This is a genomic window from Staphylococcus sp. GDY8P198P (assembly GCF_017891615.1).
GTDB classification, from domain to species: domain Bacteria; phylum Bacillota; class Bacilli; order Staphylococcales; family Staphylococcaceae; genus Staphylococcus; species Staphylococcus cohnii.
In genome coordinates, this window is sequence record NZ_JAESJQ010000006.1 from 1 (window position 1) to 22302 (window position 22302).

Genomic DNA, 22302 nt, shown 5'->3' on the forward strand with positions numbered 1-22302 from the left:
ATTTACTCTTGATAAGATACATTATATGATTCAAAAGATAAATGGATAGGATACTTAAATAAAAATGATTCAAAGGATGTAAAAAATAAGTTAACAGGCGATAAGTATAATAAAAAGGTCTCTATATCGAAAAATAAAATTTGTGTATGGAACGATTTAGATTTTAATAGTAAACGAAGCGTAAAAAATTTAAAAATTGGAAATGTATATCACGCAAAATATAAGTATAATCATCCAAATGGGCAAAAGTACTTATCATTATATGATTCAAATAATAAATGGATAGGATATTTTAACATTAAAGATGTCAAAATATTACAATAACTTGCTTAGAAAGGAAGTTTCGAAATGAAAAAGTTACTATTATCTACAGCTTTATTAATGACAATTGTACAATTTAGCAGTCAAGAGGTAAATGGTGAAGAGATTCCTCATGGTATTTTGCATAAGGATGGAAGCTTTACAGAACCAAATGTGTTTCCGCACAAAGATATAGCAGAGGTTGAAAAACCGATAGAGTTAAAGGATGGTACGAAGAAAATTCCTCATGGTATTTTGCATAAGGATGGAAGTTTTACAGAACCAAATGTGTTTCCGCACAAGGATATAGCAGAGGTTGAAGAGCCGAAAGAATTAGAAGATGCTACGAAAGAATTTAATCATAAATCTAATAGTGAGACGTCATTGCACAATAATGCAGTAAATGAAAAATTAAAAGATGAAGGTGTATTAAACTCTAAAAACCCAGGAGGAGAAAGTGATCGGTTTAATAAAAATCAGAACTTAGATATTTCAAAAAATAATGATTTCTCAAAATTTGAGACTGAAGTAAAAAATTCAAAAAATAGCGTTAATCACAATGCAATAAAAGAATTACCTAATACAGGCATGACTTCAGATAATAGAACACTAATCATTTTTTTAGCGAGTATCTCATTGATTGTGGGTAGTTTATTATTATGTAAACGTGTTAATTTTAAAGTTTTTCAAAAATAAGACATTTTAGGTATTGCTATTGTCGTAATCTTACAGTGATGTCATTCTGAATAAGATTAACAAAAATTTAAATATTATGATGTGGATGAAGTCACAAGCATTTACTTTCCATAAGATATTCAAAGCTGAAACATTATTATGTTTCAGCTTTTGTTTTTATTACAAGTATAGTTGAATTGGGGTATTTTCAATTACAATAAGTTGGATTATTTACAAACAATTCACGTTTTAAAATGTATGATATTATAAAAATATAAGTCGAAGTATCTTTTGAACTTGAGCGAATAATAATAAGTTATACAGTACATTTTAGGAGAGGTAAAATGAAAACGGTTGGCATTATTTTAGGGATTTTAGTTATTCTTTCTTGGCTATTTGTAATGAAAGAATACAAAAATGGAAATCAGGGCACTCATAAAGCTCAAAATGTTATGTTATTAGCTTGTTTGTTAACTATAATTATGACCGTTTTACAATTATTTTATTAGTCATTCGTGAATTAAGTTTGTAAATGAACAAATAAGTAATGTTATATAGAAGTCTCAACATATTTCCTTTGATTTTAAACTTAGGACTGAGACTTAACTTTATTGTAAAGAATACCTACGCCACAGTTGCTATATCCTAATTGGTAATCAAATTTAATGATTTCGATATAAGGATTTTCTTCTAAGAATTCATTAACTTTCTTGTTTAAGCCTTTTTCTGTCATAGCTGTTAAATTTACAAATTTCATATGATGACTCCTTTACTATTTTTATTATATTATACAGTATTTTAGAAACATACTTTTTACAGTTCGAGTTTTAATTCAACTATATCATTTCTCATTTATGGTAAAAAGTCACCTTATTTTAAAATGTTTTAGTTGAGATGAATTTTATGTCACTTTTTAATAGTAATGAGGATAAAAGAAAGTAGGAAATTGAACGATGGAAATTATATTAAAAAAAGATTATGAAAAATGGGAAGCGCAATTTGTTAAAGAAAAAGATCTATTGTTAAAAGTAGTTGGTAAAGAAATCATAGAAATGCATCACATTGGCAGTACAGCTATAAAAGATATTTATGCTAAGCCTGTTATTGATATCATGGTAGTCGTAAAAAACATAATGTTTATGGATCGTTACAATAATGCGATGCGACAATTAGGCTATGAACCTCAAGGAGAAAGTGGTATCAGTGGTAGAAGGTTTTATATAAAAGGCGCGGATACTAGAACTTATCATGTCCATATATTTCAATTTGATAACTATGAAAATATTGATAGACATTTAGCGTTTAGAGATTATTTAAATGCTAATAAAGCTATTGCGAAAGAATATGAAAATTTAAAAATCACACTCGCTAACAAGTATTCAAATAATAGAAGTGCGTATTCAAATGGCAAATCGCCTTTTATCAAACGCATAGAGCATCAAGCATTAAAGTGGTATCAAAAGAATCAGGATGGATAGGCTACCTACTGTCTTATTTACATAATAATTAAATCTTTCATCTTATTTTGATTATTACTCAATTCAAATTTATTAAAACAAATTTGAATTGAGTAATAGTAGATAAAAGCCTGTTGCCATAACTGCAAACAAACACCACATAAAGCGGCATTGTTTACCATTCATTGCTGCCGTGCCCTCATTTTCAGCCCGTTTAATAAGCTTGATATGTAAAAGTATTGTTGAATTTGAAGCATATACAAAAACAAAAATAATACCCAAAAGGGTAAGTAAAAATAGTTGCACATTACCCCTCCAACTTTATGATATTTAATCCATAGAATTTTAAAAAAATAACCATATACAATGTTAATTATAAAATAACACATATGTTTTTAGGTTGTAATAAAAATTAAAATTTACTTCAATATTTATTCTTTAAAAAACTTGTGGTACGATGTGGAATAAATCAGATGATATCTTGGAGGGCGAACCATGGCTATTATATTGTTGAGCATTGTTTTAATCGTTAATTTTGTTGAAGCGTTGTATTTAGGAATCAAATTTATTCGGTTGAAAATGCGTAATGCACCAGATCAAGCGTATAAAGATTTAGTGAGTTCTCCGTTTTGGTTAATGTCACTCATTATTTCGATTATATTATTTGTGATTGCATACATATTGAGTTGAAAAATTCTAAGATGTGCTTAAGTGGAATTTTCCATATTTTATAAATAAAAAGTTATTGTATTTGTGACGTCAAATTTTTTAAAACTCTACAACAGACTGTTTTTATTTCTTTTTAAATGAATTTCAGTATAGGAATAATGTAAATTAATATAGCGAAAAGGGAGCAATCCAATGAAACTTTCATCTATATTAATCAGTATTATAACTGGTTTACTTATGTTTTTAGTAACGTTTTATACTAGTAATCATGCTTTGATACCGTCATTAGTTATGGGTGTTGTCGGTTTAGTAACAAATATATGGATTGGCATCGAAGCAAAAAAGCGATTATGAGCGTTTAAATGATAGAAAATATTAGAAGTATTAAAGACTGAGGCAAATGTTGTCTCAGTCTTTACTTTATCATTCAGCGATTTTTATATTTATGGATGCTATTGTTGTGATATTGCTCTCAAAACTTATGAATCTGTTTCATGCATAGTCAATTCAATATGAAATAATGCACTGTTAGTCAATATCATCTTATACCCAAAGAATATAATGCATTATAATAGTATAAAATAATGAAATGTTTTGAAAAATTTTTAAAAGGATAGATATAAAAGAGATTCATTATAAGGGGATGAGGTATATGGTTTCGGTGTTTTTAGAGGCGATATAGAAAATCGGTGTCATATTATCGATTTTCTATATCGTTTTATTAAATTATAAGTATAAATAAGAATTATCTAAATCAAAGTTTAAAATATAATTTCAGGGTATAGATGTAATATATAACTTTTGGAGTAATTTTATTTTATTGTAGGTGGTACGACTTGATTTATTGTATTAAGTTTAGTGTCAAAAAGTTAACTTGTTAGCATGTAGTCTTAATTTGAGATGGATTTGGTGAATGAAATGGGGGATCAGAATGGTTAATAATTACAATAAAGATATAAAAATAGATAGAACTGATGAAATGCGTTCAGATGAAATTTCTAAAATGATTGAAGAGGGTGGACTTGGTGCTGACCAGTATTATGTTATAGATAAATATCAGCCCAACCATAAGAGATTAGTAGAAAATATTGATCAATTTCGACAAGAATTAGTTCAAATGAATAATGATGATTTAGTAGACATTTTGATTATTAACACTCAAGAAAATACAAGTTCTAAGTACAGCCAAGCATTAATGATTATTAAGCATGAAATAGTCAAAAGAATGAATAACTAAGTCGTAGTTGCAGAATCATTACAAACAAAGCGCGCAAGTTAGAAAGTTATATTTTGCAAATAAATATTTCTAACTTGCGCGTTTATTATATTATTAGCACATTAAAATAACATTGTTATTAAGTGGATTATTTTAAATAATCAGGTGATTATTGAAGTTGATTTAATGCTTTTTTGGGTACTTTATTTTTAGCTACTTCTTCATAACTTTGTACATGACCAAGTTCGGTATCTAATTTTAAGAAATAATCTGTTTTTAAGGGTTTTTCACCAAAACCATTGAAATCTAAGTGTTTTTTTTCACCTTTTTTATTATATCCATCTTGCTTATAATTATATGTGACAAAGGCTTCTCCATTATCATCTTTATTGTGCTCAACTTTTGTTGGCTTTTGAGTTTTTACGTAATATGTTTCATTAGTAATGAGTGGGTTTAATTTGGCAAAACTAACGATATCAGTATTGTCTGAGTTTTTTTCTGCGTAAACTTTCCAGCCAAAAAGGCCGATAAGAACAATGATAATGATAATAAAGATGCTTAGAAGTACTTTTATTAATCTGTTCATATTTATTACCTCCTTAAAGTAACTATCTATAATGTAAAAGTTATTTGATTCGTTTGCTATATTTTTAAGTTACAAAAAAGCATTTTAATATAACGATTTTGTCATTTTTTCAAATGTGATTAAATGATATATATTCACCAATGGATTATATTACTAAAAATAAAGTGCAAAATATATTTTTTTGAAAATAGGGGTATACAAAAGTCGAATTATTCGTTATACTAGGTATTAAGTAATTTAGTTCGTGAAATTGATTTGTAGTTTTATTCTTTTGAATTTACTCCTTTTGATTTTTTAGACAGATTACAAATTTTTGTGCAAAAGCACTTGGAGGATTTTTATTATGAATAACGGTACAGTTAAATGGTTTAACTCAGAAAAAGGTTTTGGTTTTATCGAAGTAGAAGGCGGAAACGATGTATTCGTACACTTCTCAGCAATTAACCAAGACGGCTACAAATCATTAGAAGAAGGACAAGCTGTTGAATTCGAAATCGTTGAAGGCGATCGCGGACCTCAAGCAGCTAACGTTATTAAATTATAATAACGCATAAAAAAGACGAGCAACGCTCGTCTTTTTTTATTTGTCTTAAAATCAATAATTGAAATTATATGTGTGTATTCACTTTTAAAGGTGCAAATTCAAAGTCAGCTTGCTAGTTATGACTCGGGATTTGCACCTATTTTTTTGTTTTTTATTACCAATAAAATATTAACGACCTGTGAAAGGTTGTTTAGCATTAATACATCATTTGAAGCTAAGCTTATAAAAGAATGGTAATAGCCACTAACAGCAACATAAAAATTAATTTTGGGTGTATGCATGTAGAATAATTTTTAACATCATTTTGGGTTGAAATAGAGCCTTGTTTTAAAGTGCTTCAATGAGAAATTACATATGAATACGTTGTATTTTGGCGAGACGCTTGAGGGAACAGGACAAGCTGAAGACTATAGACTGAAGCTGTCCCCTAAGAAAGTGAGCCAACAATACGAAATATTGAATAATAAAATAGCTATGAAGAAATCTATCGCCATAGATTTCTTCATAGCTAATCTTAGTATGTTCTTTACACCGTTCAAGTTGTTGAAGCGTTGCTACTTTCACTTAAATAGATTTAATATTATACTTCACGCGTATTTTCCGCTTTATTTTTTGTTTTTATCAGTAGTGTTAATATAAAACCAATAATTAATAAAAGCGTAGTGAATGCAAATGCTGCGTCAACACCTTGTACGGTCGCTTGTTGTGCAATGTCTGTTTTGGATTGATTTTCACTTGGAACATAATTTGTACGAACAATTGCCATAATTGTAATCATAATGGCGGTACCAATCGCGCCTGCAATAATTCTTAAAGAGTTAATAATCGCAGTACCGTGTGAAATATTTTTGCTTTCTAATGCGTTAATACCAATTGTATTCAGTGGCATTATAATCAATGCTACAGCAAACATTCTTATTGCGTAAATGATGACAATATACCAATAAGGCGTTTCTGATGTTAAGAAACAATGTAGTATTGTCATAAAAATTAACAGTACAAATCCAGGAATCGCCAATACTTTCAAGCCATATTTATCATATATTTTCCCTGTATAGACGGACATGAATGCGTTGACTACTGCACCTGGTAAGATAACAAGACCTGACAGAATTGCAGATAGACCTAAGCCTGATTGGACATAAATTGGAATCAATAATGCTGGGCCTACAATTCCGATAAATAATACCATAGATGCAAATGCAGATAGTGAAAATGTACGATTTGTAAATACGCGCATATTTAATAGCGGATTATCGATTCTAATTTGTCTTGTTACGAAAATGGTAACAATTAAGATTCCCACAATAAGTGAAATAATAACGATTGGTGATGTGAAACCTAAGTTGCCTGCGCTACTAAAGCCGTAAAGCATTAAACCAAAGCCTAATGTTGAATATATAACAGAGGTTTTGTCTAATTGTGTATGTTTGGTTTCGTTATTACTTTCTACAAATATCGCACCTACAATAAATGCGATAATCGCAATAAAAGCTACCACAATAAATGGTGCTCGCCAGCTAAATGTATCAATTAAAAACCCAGTTAAGGTTGGTCCGATTGCTGGTGCTGATTGTGCTACTATACCGGTAAGTCCCATTGCAAATCCACGTTTCTCAGAAGGGAACAGTGTGAAAACAGTGAATTGCATAAGCGGTAAGAGTATACCTGCGCCAATAGCTTGAATCACACGTGCAAACATGAGTAAGCCAAATGTAGGCGAAAGTGCTGCGATGATCGAACCAATTAGGAACGCACTCATAGAAAAAATATAGAGTGGTCTTGTATGAAATCGATCCATGAGAAAGGCTGTTAGTGGAATCATGATGCCATTCACTAACATAAAACCTGTAATTAACCATTGAGCAGTTGTATCAGTTATTTCTAATCCCGTAATAATTGCTGGTAGTGCGGTATTAAGCAATGTTTGATTTAGCATTGCTACAAAAGCACTACTTAGCATAACTAATATAATCGTATTTCTTTTTTTATTAGATATAACATTCTCCGACATTATAAACGCATCTCCTTTTTATAACATCCCATCGATAAATTTTAATTATTTTAAGTTAGCAAAGCAAACCATTCGGTTTAAAAAATTAATATTTTTTACAAAGGATTTCTAGAAAAAAATAATGGATAGATGATATAGGTCGGAATACATCGTTTTAAAGGTGGCACAAGTCAGTGTTGTTCAATTAATGAAAAAGCTACGCTGCTTGCACAACCATGCAAACAACGTAGCTTTTTGAAATAGATTGAGCACTTAATCGAAACTAATCATTTCAGATACATATAAAGCAATACGTATATTTAAAGAATGAACAGGATCTTCAATATTTGTGCCAATCATATTACTACATTTATTGATTCTATATTTCACTGTATTTCTGTGTATAAATATTTTATCTGCCGTTTTAGTTATATCGCATTGATTATCCATGTACACTTTTAAAGTTTGTTTTAATTCTAAATCTTTTTTTTGTTTTGGATAACTCAGCGGGCCCAAAGTATGTTTAACGAAAGGTAATAACTTTTCTTGAGGGATAAGCTGTAATAATTCTTGGATATCTTTGGAATGATATTGTGAGATAAATGCTTTTGCGTTATTTAACAATTCATTTTCAAAGGCTTCATTTGCTTCAAAAAAGGAAGATGGTAACTGTGTGAATTCTGTTACTTCATTTCCAATGCCAAATGAAATCGTATCATCAAAGTACTCGCTATAACTTTGCTGTATTTTTTTAAGGTATTCAAAGTAATATTCGTGACGATTTTGGATGAGTATCGCAAAACGATTGTTACTAGGTAATTTATAAACACTTATATAAGAATCAATATCAGTTAATTTATGCTTTAACCAAAGGAATGTGAGATGGTGCCGTTCATTTAGGTAATAACTATTTTCTAAATTATTTTTAGTATCAATACCGCAAATGATAATTTGATAATAGTCAGAAGGATAAATATAATATTGTCTTAATAAATCAGCATGCTTTTTAATCGAAAGGGTTTGATCATTTTGATTATTGACCAATGATTCGAAAAATCGATTAATATCATTTTCTTCGGCCTCTTGTATTTTGGTGTTTTTGTATAAGGCGAAACTCAACACACTGACTACTTGTTCCAGTGTTAATAAGCTAAATGGATAGGAAAGCTTATTAACTTGAGAAACCATTAAATAGTAAGGGAAGTATGTGTAGCCTAATACTTTGAAGATTACATGGTCTTTATTTTCAAAGACGAGGTTATTTTTATCATATGTTAGCGCATCTTGATAATGGTTCATGAAATATTTGGTGTGTTCAGTCATTAAGGCATTACCTTGTCTATAATGACGACTGTATGCTTCAGGTGCCTTGAATGGGTCAAATAGGATGATAGGTACGCCTAGTAACTTGCTCATGCGATCAATCATTGTATCAATACTGAAACCTTTGATTAATAATTGGTTTAATTCTTGTTGTACTTGTAATGCGTAATTTAGCTTTCCTGTTTCAGAATCTGAAATAAATGAAGAAATCTCATGTGTAATTTCACCTAGATTCCAACTTTCTGGTATTTCAATTAAAGGGAATTCAATAGCATCCGCAAAATCAATGACATCTTGATTGATTTCATGTAAAAATCTTGAAACTTTGATGCCAAGTCCAGCAGTGTGTATATCATTCAAATCTTTAATTAACTTTTTCAAGTTATCTTGATTATCTTGAAATAAGACACCAGTTGTTAAGATAAATGAATTATTTGAAGTGAAATGCTTAATATCATTATTCTCAGTAATGTCCAAATTTGTCACTTCTGCTGATAAATCTCCGTTGCTGTTTAATAATTTTAAGCCTTTAAATTGGGGAACGGATAAAATTTCGTTTAGAGTAGTCATAATTATGTCCTCCGCTTCTAATTTACACAATCACTCGTTATGAAAATGCATAAAAATATATATAATAATAAATTCTATTTGTCTGTATTTATCTTAAAAAGTAGTGTTTTTGTCGATTTGTGATAACGATTGTTCAAAGTGCTCAAAAAATTTAATGTATATCGTTAATTATACACTTATTTTGTCCGATTCCTATAATTTTATCGTATAGAAATGTCATTAATAACAAAGAAAAACGCTTACACTCATACTACACTTATAACTGAGGATTATACATTTAGTTATTAGCTTATTAAAGTAAAGGAGATATAAATAGAATGGGAAGACAGGAAAACAATGCGGCATTATCACAAGCGGTTTTCGAAAAGCGCGGTTATAATAAAGATATAATGCCAAAGACACCGGCACAAAGAAATAACTCCGCATTCAACTTTTTTACACTATGGATGGGCGCTGTACATAATATACCTAACTATACTGCAGTTGGGGGATTTTTATTAATAGGACTATCGCCATTACAAGTAATATTTGCATTAATATTAAGTTCTTTTGTAATCGCTTTATTATTGGTAGGTAATGGTTATGCTGGCTCGAAATATGGTATTCCATTTGCCATGCAATTACGTCATACATATGGTGATGTAGGAGCGAAGCTACCTGGTATCCTACGTGGTGTTGTAGCAGGTATTGCTTGGTTTGGTCTACAAACATTTGCTGGATCACAAGCATTATTAATATTATTAAATAAAATATTCCCAGGCTTTGCTGACATTGGACAAGGTATATCAATACTTGGTATCTCTGTTCCAGGTCTCATTGCATTTTTAATATTTTGGGCTATTAGTTTTGCGATTGGATTTGGCGGTGGCGATATTTTAAATAAATTCACAGCTATATTAAATCCACTTATTTATATTGTATTTGGTGGTATGGCTATCTGGGGCGTTATGGCTGCTGGTGGCGTTGGAAATATATTAAATTATGAAATTTCTACAAAATCAAATGGTATCATTTACCCAGCGATTTTATCCTTTATTTTAATATTCAACTCGCTTTTAGGCGTGTGGGCAGGGCCAGGTGCAAGTGTCTCTGATTTTACACAAAACGCAAAATCTACTAAAACACAGGTGATTGGTCAAATTTCAGGTATCGTTGTTGCGCACATTTTATTCGCGATTGCGAGTGTGTTTATCATTATTGGTGGTTCGATTTATCTCGGGCATCAAGAATGGAACATCTTAACAATTATTAATGAGTGGAGCAACTTCTGGGCGATTCTGATATCTACTGGTGTGTTATTGATGACGACGATTTCTACAAATGCGACAAGTAATATCATTCCAGCAGCATATCAACTCACTGCACTTTTACCCAAATGGATTAATTACCGTCGCGGTGTAATTATTGCCTCAGTATTGAGTGTAGTCATTATGCCGTGGAAGATGATGGAAGAGGAGGACAGTATTTTCTTATTCCTAAACGCGATTGGTGCTATACTTGGCCCGGTAGCAGGTGTAATGATTGTTCATTTCTATATTGTGTCTAAATGTCACATTGATATAGATAAGTTGTATTTTGACTTAAAAGATAAAGAACAAAAAATACCACGTATTAATGTTTCTGCATACATCGGAACGATTGCTGGTGTCATTGTTTCAATATTAGGCTTTTTACCAGCATTCACAGTGATATCAGACTTTTCTTGGTTTATAGGCTTTATCATTGCCGGTGGTGTTTACTTAATTTTACATTATGTATTCCATGCAGATAAAAGTAAAAAAGGAGGAGCAGAATATAATGAAGTATGATTTGATTATTAAAAATGGTTTAGTCATTTTAGAAGATGGGGAGCAACAAGTTGAAGTTGGTGTTAAAAACGGTAAAATTGCCGCAATTGGTCAAACATTGGTAGAGGCTGAGCAAGTCATTGACGCACAAAATCAAATTGTTTCACCTGGAATGGTGGATGCACATGTGCATATTACTGAACCAGGTGGTGGTTATCGTGACGGTTGGGAAGGTTATGTTACAGGAACAAATGCTGCTGCTAAAGGTGGCGTAACTTCATTTGTGGAAATGCCATTAAACCAAGTTCCAGCTACAACTGACAAAGCGTCTATCCAAGCTAAATTTGACGCTGGGAAAGATGAATTATCAGTGGATGTCGCAAGTTATGGTGGTTTAGTACCATATAACTTAAACGGCGGTATTCAAGAATTAGATGAAGCGGGTGTTGTGGCTTATAAAGCTTTCTTAGCTACTTGTGGTGACCGTTCTATCGAAGGTGACTTTGAAAATGTTGACGATTATTCATTATATGAAGGTATGAAGCAAATTGCTAAGACTGGTAAAATTTTATCAATTCATTCTGAAAATGCGACAATCACTGATCGATTAGGTGAAATCGCAAAAGAAAATGGTGAAACGACATTAAGCGCTTACGTGGATAGTCGTCCAGTATTTACAGAAGTTGAACCAATTCGCAAAATTATTTTATTTGCTAAAGAAACGGGTTGTCGTGTGCACATCGTACACGTGGCTTGTGAAGAAGGCGTTGATGAAGTCATCAAAGCACAACAAGAAGGCGTAGACATTACTTGTGAGACATGTACACACTACTTGTACTTCTACAAAGAAGAATTAGATGACATTGGACCAGTTGTTAAATGTTCTCCACCAATCCGTGAACAATCTCGCTTAGAAGGAATGTGGGATCGTGTATTAAACGGTGATATTAGTTTTGTAACATCTGATCATTCACCTTGTACGCCAGACTTAAAAGATACTGACAATGCATTTGAAGCATGGGGAGGTATCGCTGGATTACAAAACAACGTAGATATTTTATTCGATGAAGGTGTTCAAAAACGCCAAATGTCATTAACAAAATTTGCTGACATTATTGCGACAGCACCTGCTAAACGCTTTGGCTTAGATACAAAAGGCAGTATTGCAATTGGTAAAGATGCTGACTTCGTATTTATTAAACCTGACGCACCGTATACATTAAAAGCTGAAGATTTAGCTTATCGTAACAAAATGAGTCCATATATTGGGCGTGAAATTGGTGCCCAAGTAACACGTACAATTTTAAGAGGGCAAGAAATTTATAGTGATGAAGCAGGTATTTCAGATAAACGTATTGGACGCTTTATCTAAAAATTTCTTGAAAAAGCTTGAAGTTAAGGATATTGGGACATAAAAACAAGATCAAAAAGGACTAATCCATTTATTAAATGAATTAGTCTAGACTGTCGACAGAGTCTCCGACTTTGTTGGCAGTTTTTTTATGCACGCTTTCCGCGGGCATTGCTTTAGCCTGTAGTCTTCGGCTAGTGCTATTCCCGCAGGAGTCGGCATAAACCGCTGATAACATTACTGCCAAAATATTATAATATATAAATTAAATAGCAGTGGTGTTTGTTATGTTGAATAAATCAATTGATAAAAGAGATCAATATGAAATAATTTCTATCTCTGAATTAGTTCCTAATAATCATTTATTGCGTAAAGTTGTTGCGGTATTAGATTTAAATTTTGTATATGAGTTTGTTGAAGGAAAATATTGACTTGATAACGGTAGACCATCAATAGATCCAGTTGTTTTAGTGAAAATATTGCTTGTTCAAAGACTATTTGTGATCAAATCAATGAGGCAAACGATTAAAGAAATAGAAACAAATGTAGCATACCATTATATTTAGAATATAGCTGAAGATTTAAGGTTTGTTAATACTGTAAAGAAACAAAAAAACTAATCCATTTATTAACTGGATTAGTTTTTTTGTTTTCATAAGCTCTAAACTCGGTTTGAGTGAGCAACTCTAGGGAATAATATTACATATTACATTTATTTAGTGTCTACATAGCTCATTTTTATAGCGTTTTGTGATTAAAGACATAAGATTTTTATCACAACAGATGGTTAGATGCTTTAAAAACAAAGGGGTTGTAATATTTGGAAAAATTAATTTCTTTTTCGGATTGGTTATGGGGGTATCCACTTGTACTTCTACTTTTGTTTGCAAGTGTATTTTTGACAGTCTATTTAAATTTTATTCAATTTCGTCATTTTTTCTATATGCTCAAACAAACATTTGGAAGTGTTAATAAAAAACCTAAAGGGGAAGGGACGATTACACCTCGTCAGGCTTTGACTTCTGCACTATCTTCAACTGTAGGTGCAGCTAATATTGTTGGGGTGCCTACAGCGATTATGATGGGTGGACCTGGCGCGGTATTTTGGATGATGGTTATTGCTTTTTTAGGCATGGCTTTAAAATTTAGTGAGAATGTCTTAGGTGTCCACTATCGTGAGAAAAATAAAAAAGGTGAGTTTGTGGGCGGCCCGACTTATTACATGAAAAAAGGTTTTAAAAATAAGAAGTTAGGTACAATTTTTTCTTTGATATTTGCCTTTGCATTGATGATTGAAATTATTCCAAGTATTATGGTTCAAGGTCATTCTGCAGCGAGCACTATGAAAGATACGTTTAATGTACCTATGGCAGTTTCTGGCATTATATTAGCTTTTCTTGCTGCGCTCGTCGTTTTTGGTGGTGTGAAACGTATCGCATCATTTGCTGAAAAAATTGTGCCAATCATGGTTGGTCTTTACTGTTTTTTTGGTTTTTTAATCATTTTGATGAATATTGGACATGTGCCTAACGTTATTTGGTTAGTGGTAGAACAGGCATTTAATCCTACGGCAGCTGTTGGAGGTACATTTGGTGCAGCGTTAGCTACCACAATTCGTTGGGGCTTTGCTAGAGGGATTTATTCTAATGAAGCTGGTCTCGGTACATCATCTATCGCGCACGCAGCCGCAAAAACGGATCATCCAGTTCGCCAAGCATTCTGGGGTATCAGTGAAATCGTAGTAGATACGTTAATTATTTGTAGCACGACTGGTTTTGTGGTCTTAGTTTCAGGTGTTTGGAAGGCGGGTGATGCGAAAGCGCAGTCTGCAGCACTAACAGCCAGAGCGTTTGAAAATTCTTTTGGTCAATTTGGAAGTATGATGGTCTCTATTTCAATGATGTTTTTTGTATTTTCGACCGTTGTGGTAGTTATTTTCTACGGATCGAGAATGGCAGAGTTTTTATTTGGACTTACGGCAGGTTGGGTGATGAAAACAATATATGTGCTTTCAATGATAGTGGGTGCGTTAGGTGCTGCACAACAATTGTGGGACTTGCTTGATTTGGCACTTGCTGCCGTATTGATTCCAAACGTTATCGCAGTGATAATGTTATCGCCAAAAGTGAAATCGTTAACTACAGATTTCTTTAAAAATTATAAGTAAAGTTAGTGAATATAAAAAGTACCAAACCTCATACTTGTCATTACTAAAAGGAAAATATTGAGTTTAACTTTTAGTATGATGAATCATGGATGAGTGTTATGGTACTTTTATTTGTTAGTAAATAGTTATGATTTCGGGTTCTGGGCTGGTAAGTGATGTGTCGTATTATAGTCTAGGATATGCGTGTGGTTGTTGTTAATTTCTAAAGTGCTGAAACTACCATTAGTAAGTCTAGTAACACCTGTGCCGACTGTCCCATTAGAAAAATAGTGAAATATAGCATTAATTAAAGCACCATGAGAGACAATCAAAATATTTTTATTTGTGTAATTCTGATGTACAGTACGAATCCCCTTTAAAAAACGTTCAGTAACCATTGCTTCAGTTTCTTTGTTTGGATAATCGCGATTAGGAAAACGCACATCTCGTTCGTAATAAGTAAGACCTTCTGCATCTCCAAATGCAACTTCAATAAACGACGTCATTTCATGAAGCGGTATGTTTAATTTTTGTTGAATAATTTTTCCAGTTTCTTTAGCTCTTAATAAAGGGCTTGTAATAATAAGATCCCATTCATTTTGAAGTAAGGAAACGCCACAGGATTGTGCTTGTTTTATGCCAGATTCATTCAGTGGGATGTCTGTTCTACCCTGTAATTTACCAGCAATATTCCAGTCTGTTTCTCCATGTCTAATAAAGCATATTTTTGTCATTATATATCAACCTTTACAGTGATGTAGTGATGTGTATTCAGTAACATCTCTATTATATCGCTAACAATTTTCGATTCATATAGTATTGCATAATTTGACTTGGCATCTATCTAAAGATGAAAGTTACACACATGTTGGTGTTAAATAATAAAACGCATATCATTAAGCATTGGTCCCGAAAGCAAGTGCTTATGAAATGATAATAATGGATGTGACTATGCTAAAAGTTTCACCTTCATAATAGCAATTGATTGGTCAAAAGCTAATGTGCATTATGTGTCCAATACTGTGTCAACTTTTGCTAATTCAATCGTCGTTGCTATCATCACATTAATACCTTTTTCGATTTGGCTTTCAGTTACAGATTCTTTTGGGGAGTGACTAATGCCATTTTTACACGGGATAAAAATCATACTCGTAGGGCAAATGGGTGCGAAATTCATAGCATCATGACCAGCACCACTATACATATAGCGATATTGGTATGCTAGTGTCTTACAACTGTGTTCAGAAATCTCAGCAATTGTTTGATTGAATTTACGTGGTTGATCCTGACCTAAATCTTCTAATTCATAATCTGCTTGACGATTTGTTGTAATAGTTTCGATGTGTGCTTTTATCTCTTCGACTACTTTTTCACGAATAGCTTCATCTTTACCTCGAATATCGATGAGTAGTGTGACCTCACCAGGGATTGCATTCATTGTATTAGGATAAACGTTAGCATAACCCACAGTCGTTACTATCCCCTTATCATGGTAAGCCTGGCCTAAGGCTTCGATTTTTAAAATGATTTCAGCAGCAGTAGTCAATGCATCTGTGCGCATCGGCATAGGTGTTGACCCTGAGTGACTTGTAACGCCAGCTATTTGTAACTTGAAACGGTGTGGTGCAGCAATGTCTGTGACGATGCCAATATCCTTTTGATTATTTTCAAGAATAGGCCCCTGTTCAATATGTAACTCTAAAAATGCTTTGATTTTGTTTCTTTCAAATAATGCTATTTTACCGTTCATATCTTGAGCTAAAGGTGCAACGATATCATAAAGTACGTTGCCATCATTATCTTTGATGAATTTCATATCGTCTTTTGTCATTTTGCCAGTAAGATATTTACTACCTAAAGTTGCTTCGTTGAAACGTGTAGATTCTTCACAAGCAAAAGCAATAATAATAATTGGATGATCTGTTTCTATTTGATGTTCGTTTAAATGTTCGACAACTTCAAGTGCACCAAGGACACCTAAAAGACCATCATATTGTCCACCATCTTTTACTGTATCGATATGTGACCCCAACACAATTGGCTTTAAAGAAGGCTGCTTTCCCTCTCTACGTGCGATAACGTTACCAAAGAAATCAAAGTAAACATCTAGACCTGCCTTTTGACATAACATTGAAAATTTTAAAGCCGCGACACGTTCTGGATGACTAAAAGCAATACGGTTAATACCGCCATTCTTAGGATTTCGGGCAAAATTATTAAACGTTTGAAAATTTTCTATTACATTTTGTAAGTTCATCATTTATCCCCTTCAATATTTAGTGTAATTTGATTCAAGAATTGAATCGCTTGTTCATATATTGCTTTACTAGTGGGGCTAACCTCACGATCAAAATCATGGCTGTTCTGGTCTAGACATTCAAAGTGACTCGTTTCAACTAATCTATCAATATATTCACTTTCACTATAAGGTACATCAGGGTCTCCTGTACAGTGTACAATGAACATAGGAGGGAAACATTTCAATTCTTTTGGCGAAATATTATAAGCACTTTGTGTTGATGATTCAATGCCTAAATATGATAGCCAATGCGCTTGGCCACGAGCATATAGGTAAATAGGATATCTTGTTTGCAATGGCCCAGATGTTAGTGGTTTAGGTTGAATAAGTTGATTTAATATCTTCGGCGTGATTTGTGTAGATAATGCTTGATATTGCTTATTTGGTTTCAAAAATGAAGGTACATGTACACGGGAATAACCATAGAAATCAATGATACCATCAACTTTATGATGACGTGCGACAAGCATCGCTAAAAATGAACCGGCTGAGCGTCCAAAAGTAATCAAAGGTAACGAAGGATAAAGCGATTTTAAATGATCATAATTACTAAGTGCATCCTCAATAATCGTATCAATATGACTTTCTGGAGCAAGTCGATAGGAAACCATTATTAAATGATATGATTCCGATAAAATATCAATATAATCTTGTGGTAAATCGTTTGGCTGACCAAAAATTAGCCCACCACCATGAAAATATATAATGATGCCTTTGGGGTTTTGATTTTTAGCTTTTATCATTGAATAAGGTAATGGAAATCCATCTTTTGATAGACAAGTAGCTTTTTGTTGAGTCAAAATGACCTAGCCTCCTGTTAGATATATTTTGCTAAATATAGTATCTCAAATAAAAAATACCGCGTATTTGTATAAATCGAATAAAAGTAAAGTGCATTATTGTTAGAATTGTGAATGATAAGTAATATGTAAACGCTTATAATTGTATGTGAAATGAAAAAGGAGTTGAATTACATGGACATCCGATCTTCTTTTGAGGCTCTAGACAAAAAATTCACTGCGTTTGGCGGTTTGGCAGGTGGGGGCATTACGCGTCTACTTTATTCTAAAGAATGGTCAAATGCTGTTCAAGCGTTGAAAGAAACACTAGAAAAAGATGGATTTGAAACAGAATTCGATAGCATCGGCAACTTGAAAGGACGTATTGAAGGTAGCAAATACCCTGAAGAAACAATTATGTCCGGTTCTCATATTGACACAGTTGTTGAAGGTGGTCATTTAGATGGTCAATTTGGTGTGTTAGCAGCTGTCGTTGCGATGCAGTCACTTAAGGCTGAATATGGTCAACCATTGCGTTCATTAGAAATTTTAGCTTTAGCGGAAGAGGAAGGTAGCCGTTTCCCATTTGCTTTCTGGGGAAGCAAAAACTTCTTCAACTTAGCCGATAAAGCTGATGTAGATTCAATAGCTGATGGTGAGGGTGTTGCTTTTAAAGAAGCAATGCGTGAATGTGGTTTTGATTATCGAACAGCAGATAATGATTATAGCTACATAAAATCATTTATCGAAGTGCATATTGAACAGGGTAAAGTATTAGAAACTGAAAACAAATCAATTGGTGTCGTTAACGGTATCGTGGGTCAAAAGCGTTATACAATCAACTTAAAAGGTGAAGCAAACCATGCAGGTACAACACCGATGGGCTTGAGAAATGATGCAGTTGTAGCTTTCAGCAAAATTGCTAACCAATTAACAGATCGTGCGCGAGAAATAGGGGATCCATTAGTCATTACATTTGGCCGCGTAGATCCAGTGCCAAATACAGTTAATGTGGTTCCAGGAGAAGTTACGTTCTCTATTGATTGTCGTCATATTAATCAAGAAGAGTTAAATCAATTCGCAGAAGAAATTGATGCATGTATTAAACGTGTATCTGAAGAAGAGGGCGTTCAATGTGACATCGATCTATGGATGGATGAAGCACCAACATTGATGGATGAACGCTTGGTTAAAGAAGTTCAGAATGCTGCTGAAACTGTAGTGGGTGAATCAGAGTGGAAATTAATGCCTTCTGGTGCAGGTCACGATTCTCAAATTTTTGCTAAATATGTACCAACATCAATGTTGTTTGTACCATCCATTAACGGTGTGAGTCACAACGTTGAAGAAGAGACAAATGTAGAAGATTTAGTTAAAGGTATAGAAGTGTTAAAACAAGTATTATATAAACTTGCTTATAAAGAATAATACTTGGACATAGACAACTAGAACAACATTATTGAGCTATATAAATAAACATGGTTCAACAAACTTTTTATAGAGATAAGCATAAAAGATTTTAAATACAGATAAAGAAAAGGAGCATTTTATTTATGGGTTATATTAATCATAATCAAGGATATAGAGAAGGTTTATTAGAAACACGTTCAGTAATTAAAAAAGATAACTACGCAGTCATCACACCAGACGGTTTAGTAAATAACGTTGTACCTGGTTTTGAAGATTGTGACGTAACGATTCTAGGTTCACCGAGACTTGGTGCACGCTTTGTAGACTACCTTGTAACATTGAAAAATCAAGGTGGTAATAGACAAGGATTTGGTGGAGATGGTGTTCAGACATTCATCTATGTTGAATACGGAAACATCAATGCGTATGCAGATGATAAAAAATATGAATTGAGCGCAGGTGGTTATTTATATGTACCATCTCATCAAGTAATGACATTTGAAAATAACAACCAAAATAAAGACAGTCGCGTGTTCTTATATAAAAAACGTTACCAACCTTTAGAAGGTTATACGCCAGAAGTTGTAACTGGAAATGTTAATGATATGGTACAAGAACCATACGAAGGCATGGAAGAAGTGAAAATTCTTGATTTGCTACCAAAAGAATTAGCATATGATATGAATATTCATATCTTGTCATTTAAACCAGGTGCTTCACACGGTTATATTGAAACACACGTTCAAGAACATGGGGCTTATGTATTAAGTGGACGTGGCATGTACAACTTAGACAACGAATGGCAACCAGTTGATAAAGGTGATTACATCTTTATGGGTGCTTATGCGCCACAAGCAACTTATGCTGTTGGTTTAGACGAACCATTCGCTTACATCTATTCCAAGGATGCAAATAGAGATATAGAAATTTAAGGAAGGTTGTTAGTCATGGAAGAGGGAGCATTAATATACGTCGAACGTGGTAAACTACGCCAATTATTTAAAGAGAAATTAACACATGCAGGTTTACCTGACGCGCAAGCTGAAAAAACAGCAGATCTCATGATATTTGCTGACGAGCGAGGCATTCATTCACATGGCTCAGTTCGAATGCAGTATTATGCAGAACGAATTGCTAAAAAAGGCTTTAATTTGGAACCAGATTTGAAATTTACGAAGACTGGTCCTTCAGCAGGCACATATTTCGGCGATAATGCTGTTGGCCATTATGTTGCATATCAAGCGATGGAAGAAGCGATTAATTTAGCAAAATCCAGTGGTATCGGCATGGTAGGTATTCAAGAGATGGGTCATAGTGGTGCCATTGGTTATTTTGCAGAACAAGCTGCAAAACAAGGCATGGTTGCATTAACAGTATGCCAATCTGACCCAATGGTCGTACCATTTGGTGGTACAGAGCCTTATTTTGGTACGAATCCAATCGCCTTTGCATCACCACAAAAAAATGGTGAGCCCATATTGTTTGATATGGCAACAACGGTACAAGCGTGGGGGAAAATATTAGATGCACGCTCAAAACACAAATCGATACCTAATACATGGGCAGTGGACAAACAGGGTGAACCTACTACAAATCCTTTTGAAGTAGCTGCTTTATTACCTGTAGCCGGACCAAAAGGTTACGGCTTGATGATGATGGTAGATACATTAGCAGGCAGCTTATTAGGTTTGCCATTTGGTAAGCATGTCACTTCGATGTATGAAGATTTAAGTCAATATCGTAGATTAGGACAATTTCATATCGTGATTAATCCAGCATATTTTGGTGATGAAACACAGTTTTTAACACAAGTTTCTGACATGGTAGATGAGTTACACGGTGTTAAACCAACCAAAGGTTTTGATCAAGTGTATTACCCAGGTGAGATTCAAGAAGAAGTTAAAAAGCAATATGCAGAGCATGGTATTCCAGTTGCTCAAGAAATTTATGATTATTTAATATCTAATGACATATATTAGGAAGTAATAAAAAGAAGTGAACGAGATAATTTAATGTAATAAATGGTGACTTACGACATTTAGCATGGTGCGTCTTTAGTAACTTCTTTTTTTACTGCTTGAAAACACATTTTTTAGTGAAATAAAACACAATAATAGTAATAAGGAGGTTGTAATATGCGCGTTTCTAAAAATGATTTGTTTGATTTAATGAAAAATAAACTTGTTAAAGCTGGATTAAATGAAGATGCTGCAAAGGATGTCGCTGATGTTTTGACTTTTGCAGACCATCGCGGTATTCATTCTCATGGTGCAGTCAGAGTAGAATATTATGCGGAACGTATTGCTAAGGGAGGTATTACTGCTAACCCTGAGTATCAATTTGAGCAAACGGGTCCTTCGACAGGTGTTTTTGAAGGGGATAATGGCCCTGGACATCAAGCTGCAAAACAAGCAATGGAAAAAGCTATTGAAATGGCCAAAAAAAATGGCGTGGCGGTTGTAGGTGTGAAACATATTTCTCATAGTGGTGCCTTAGGTTATTTCGTGGAAATGGCATCTAAAGCAAATATGGTTGGTTTAAGTATGTGTCAATCTGATCCAATGGTTGTACCTTTTGGTGGTACAGAGCCTTATTTCGGTACAAACCCAATTGCATTTAGTGCACCGTCAAATGATGAGCGTATCATTACATTTGATATGGCTACAACAGTACAAGCGTGGGGGAAAGTACTTGATGCTAGAGCTAAACATCAATCTATTCCAGATACATGGGCAGTAGATGCAAATGGTGAGCCAACAACAAATGCTAGAGATGTTCATGCACTTGTTCCAGTGGCGGGGCCGAAAGGTTACGGTTTGATGATGATGGTAGATATCTTGTCAGGAAGTCTGCTAGGTGTGCCACATGGTGTGCATGTTTCATCTATGTACAAAGATTTAACCAAAGGCCGTGATCTTGGACAATTACACATTGTCATTAACCCTGCATTCTTTACAGACTTAGATCAATTTAAATCACGTATTTCAACGATGTTGGATGAATTGAAAGCTCAACCAGCTGCTGAAGGATATGGAGAGATATTCTATCCAGGTGAACGTGGACGCTTACGTAGTGAAAAATACGATGAAAAAGGCATTGAAATTGTTGATGAAATTTACGATTACTTAGTGTCAGAAGACGTACACTTTGATCGTTATCACGGAAAAAATAGATTTGCAGAATAATAACGGAGGAAT

Annotated in this window: 23 protein-coding genes and 1 pseudogene; 16 read left to right on the forward strand and 8 right to left on the reverse strand. The window is 33.4% G+C overall.

Annotation, left to right across the window (positions count from 1 at the left end; translation table 11 throughout):
• Positions 1-348 precede the first annotated feature (348 nt).
• Together KA824_RS06940 and KA824_RS06945 are read left to right on the forward strand one after the other, a co-directional pair.
• On the forward strand, positions 349-996 hold the full coding sequence (locus KA824_RS06940; RefSeq protein ID WP_107383876.1) for an LPXTG cell wall anchor domain-containing protein: 648 nt from the start codon (positions 349-351) through the stop codon (positions 994-996).
• A gap of 323 nt (positions 997-1319) precedes the next feature.
• The gene (locus KA824_RS06945; RefSeq protein ID WP_181187402.1) at positions 1320-1484 is read left to right on the forward strand and encodes a hypothetical protein; all 165 of its coding nucleotides are present in this window, start codon (positions 1320-1322) and stop codon (positions 1482-1484) included.
• Positions 1485-1564: 80 nt separating this feature from the next.
• Here KA824_RS06945 and KA824_RS06950 read toward each other — a convergent pair whose 3' ends face one another.
• Positions 1565-1732, reverse strand: coding sequence for a hypothetical protein (locus KA824_RS06950; RefSeq protein ID WP_181187401.1), 168 nt, complete (start codon positions 1730-1732; stop codon positions 1565-1567).
• A 196-nt stretch (positions 1733-1928) separates the two neighbouring features.
• Between KA824_RS06950 and KA824_RS06955 the strand changes: the two genes are divergently transcribed.
• A complete protein-coding gene (locus KA824_RS06955; protein WP_107383877.1) occupies positions 1929-2453 on the forward strand; it encodes a GrpB family protein in 525 nt (174 codons plus the stop codon).
• A 72-nt stretch (positions 2454-2525) separates the two neighbouring features.
• On the opposite strand, the gene KA824_RS06960 is transcribed toward KA824_RS06955, so the two are convergent.
• Entirely contained in the window at positions 2526-2738 is a 213-nt protein-coding gene (locus tag KA824_RS06960; RefSeq protein WP_107383878.1) for a hypothetical protein, read from the reverse strand.
• 189 nt (positions 2739-2927) lie between these two features.
• On the opposite strand from KA824_RS06960, the gene KA824_RS06965 reads away from it, so the two are divergent.
• The 3 genes from KA824_RS06965 to KA824_RS06975 all read left to right on the forward strand — a co-directional run bounded on the left by KA824_RS06965 (position 2928) and on the right by KA824_RS06975 (position 4338).
• Entirely contained in the window at positions 2928-3122 is a 195-nt protein-coding gene (locus tag KA824_RS06965; protein ID WP_019469922.1) for a hypothetical protein, read from the forward strand.
• Positions 3123-3293: 171 nt separating this feature from the next.
• Positions 3294-3455: a hypothetical protein gene (locus KA824_RS06970; protein WP_154409607.1), complete on the forward strand. Its 162-nt coding sequence runs from the start codon at positions 3294-3296 to the stop codon at positions 3453-3455.
• Between the two features lie 577 nt (positions 3456-4032).
• Complete coding sequence (locus tag KA824_RS06975; protein ID WP_107383879.1) at positions 4033-4338, forward strand: hypothetical protein; 306 nt, start codon at positions 4033-4035, stop codon at positions 4336-4338.
• A gap of 148 nt (positions 4339-4486) precedes the next feature.
• Here KA824_RS06975 and KA824_RS06980 read toward each other — a convergent pair whose 3' ends face one another.
• The gene (locus tag KA824_RS06980; protein ID WP_107383880.1) at positions 4487-4903 is read right to left on the reverse strand and encodes a YxeA family protein; all 417 of its coding nucleotides are present in this window, start codon (positions 4901-4903) and stop codon (positions 4487-4489) included.
• A 343-nt stretch (positions 4904-5246) separates the two neighbouring features.
• Between KA824_RS06980 and cspD the strand changes: the two genes are divergently transcribed.
• Complete coding sequence (cspD, locus tag KA824_RS06985) at positions 5247-5447, forward strand: cold-shock protein CspD (protein ID WP_019469926.1); 201 nt, start codon at positions 5247-5249, stop codon at positions 5445-5447.
• Between the two features lie 580 nt (positions 5448-6027).
• Here cspD and KA824_RS06990 read toward each other — a convergent pair.
• Complete coding sequence (locus tag KA824_RS06990; protein ID WP_107385110.1) at positions 6028-7461, reverse strand: MDR family MFS transporter; 1434 nt, start codon at positions 7459-7461, stop codon at positions 6028-6030.
• 252 nt (positions 7462-7713) lie between these two features.
• Positions 7714-9333, reverse strand: a complete 1620-nt coding sequence (locus KA824_RS06995) for a PucR family transcriptional regulator (protein ID WP_119537844.1) — start codon at positions 9331-9333, stop codon at positions 7714-7716.
• 317 nt (positions 9334-9650) lie between these two features.
• Here KA824_RS06995 and allW point away from each other — a divergent pair, with 317 nt between their 5' ends.
• The 5 genes and pseudogenes from allW to KA824_RS07015 all read left to right on the forward strand — a co-directional run bounded on the left by allW (position 9651) and on the right by KA824_RS07015 (position 14638).
• Positions 9651-11141 carry an allantoin permease gene (allW, locus tag KA824_RS07000; RefSeq protein WP_107385108.1) on the forward strand — a complete coding sequence of 497 codons (1491 nt, stop codon included), beginning with the start codon at positions 9651-9653 and terminating at the stop codon, positions 11139-11141.
• Complete coding sequence (gene allB, locus KA824_RS07005; RefSeq protein WP_154409609.1) at positions 11131-12492, forward strand: allantoinase AllB; 1362 nt, start codon at positions 11131-11133, stop codon at positions 12490-12492. The genes allW and allB overlap by 11 nt, the downstream gene beginning before the upstream one ends.
• Positions 12493-12758: 266 nt before the next feature.
• A complete protein-coding gene (locus KA824_RS12870; protein ID WP_210140220.1) occupies positions 12759-12902 on the forward strand; it encodes a hypothetical protein in 144 nt (47 codons plus the stop codon).
• Positions 12903-12920: 18 nt separating this feature from the next.
• Positions 12921-13037: pseudogene (locus KA824_RS12875) on the forward strand (transposase); the annotation flags it as partial.
• Between the two features lie 254 nt (positions 13038-13291).
• The gene (locus KA824_RS07015; RefSeq protein ID WP_107383769.1) at positions 13292-14638 is read left to right on the forward strand and encodes an alanine/glycine:cation symporter family protein; all 1347 of its coding nucleotides are present in this window, start codon (positions 13292-13294) and stop codon (positions 14636-14638) included.
• 125 nt (positions 14639-14763) lie between these two features.
• On the opposite strand, the gene KA824_RS07020 is transcribed toward KA824_RS07015, so the two are convergent.
• From KA824_RS07020 to KA824_RS07030, 3 genes are all read right to left on the reverse strand, one after another.
• Positions 14764-15351, reverse strand: a complete 588-nt coding sequence (locus KA824_RS07020; protein ID WP_119517676.1) for a histidine phosphatase family protein — start codon at positions 15349-15351, stop codon at positions 14764-14766.
• A 272-nt stretch (positions 15352-15623) separates the two neighbouring features.
• Entirely contained in the window at positions 15624-16874 is a 1251-nt protein-coding gene (locus KA824_RS07025) for a M20 family metallo-hydrolase (RefSeq protein WP_181187417.1), read from the reverse strand.
• Entirely contained in the window at positions 16874-17716 is an 843-nt protein-coding gene (locus tag KA824_RS07030; protein ID WP_181187400.1) for an alpha/beta hydrolase, read from the reverse strand. The genes KA824_RS07025 and KA824_RS07030 overlap by 1 nt, the downstream gene beginning before the upstream one ends.
• 174 nt (positions 17717-17890) lie before the next feature.
• Between KA824_RS07030 and allC the strand changes: the two genes are divergently transcribed.
• From allC to allD (KA824_RS07050), 4 genes are all read left to right on the forward strand, one after another.
• The gene (allC, locus tag KA824_RS07035) at positions 17891-19123 is read left to right on the forward strand and encodes an allantoate deiminase (RefSeq protein ID WP_107383765.1); all 1233 of its coding nucleotides are present in this window, start codon (positions 17891-17893) and stop codon (positions 19121-19123) included.
• 125 nt (positions 19124-19248) lie between these two features.
• The gene (gene allE / locus KA824_RS07040; RefSeq protein ID WP_119517679.1) at positions 19249-20037 is read left to right on the forward strand and encodes a (S)-ureidoglycine aminohydrolase; all 789 of its coding nucleotides are present in this window, start codon (positions 19249-19251) and stop codon (positions 20035-20037) included.
• A gap of 15 nt (positions 20038-20052) precedes the next feature.
• Positions 20053-21084 (forward strand): ureidoglycolate dehydrogenase, encoded by a 1032-nt coding sequence (gene allD / locus KA824_RS07045; RefSeq protein ID WP_119517680.1) that lies wholly within the window; start codon positions 20053-20055, stop codon positions 21082-21084.
• Between the two features lie 156 nt (positions 21085-21240).
• Complete coding sequence (gene allD, locus KA824_RS07050; RefSeq protein ID WP_107385673.1) at positions 21241-22290, forward strand: ureidoglycolate dehydrogenase; 1050 nt, start codon at positions 21241-21243, stop codon at positions 22288-22290.
• Positions 22291-22302 lie beyond the last annotated feature (12 nt).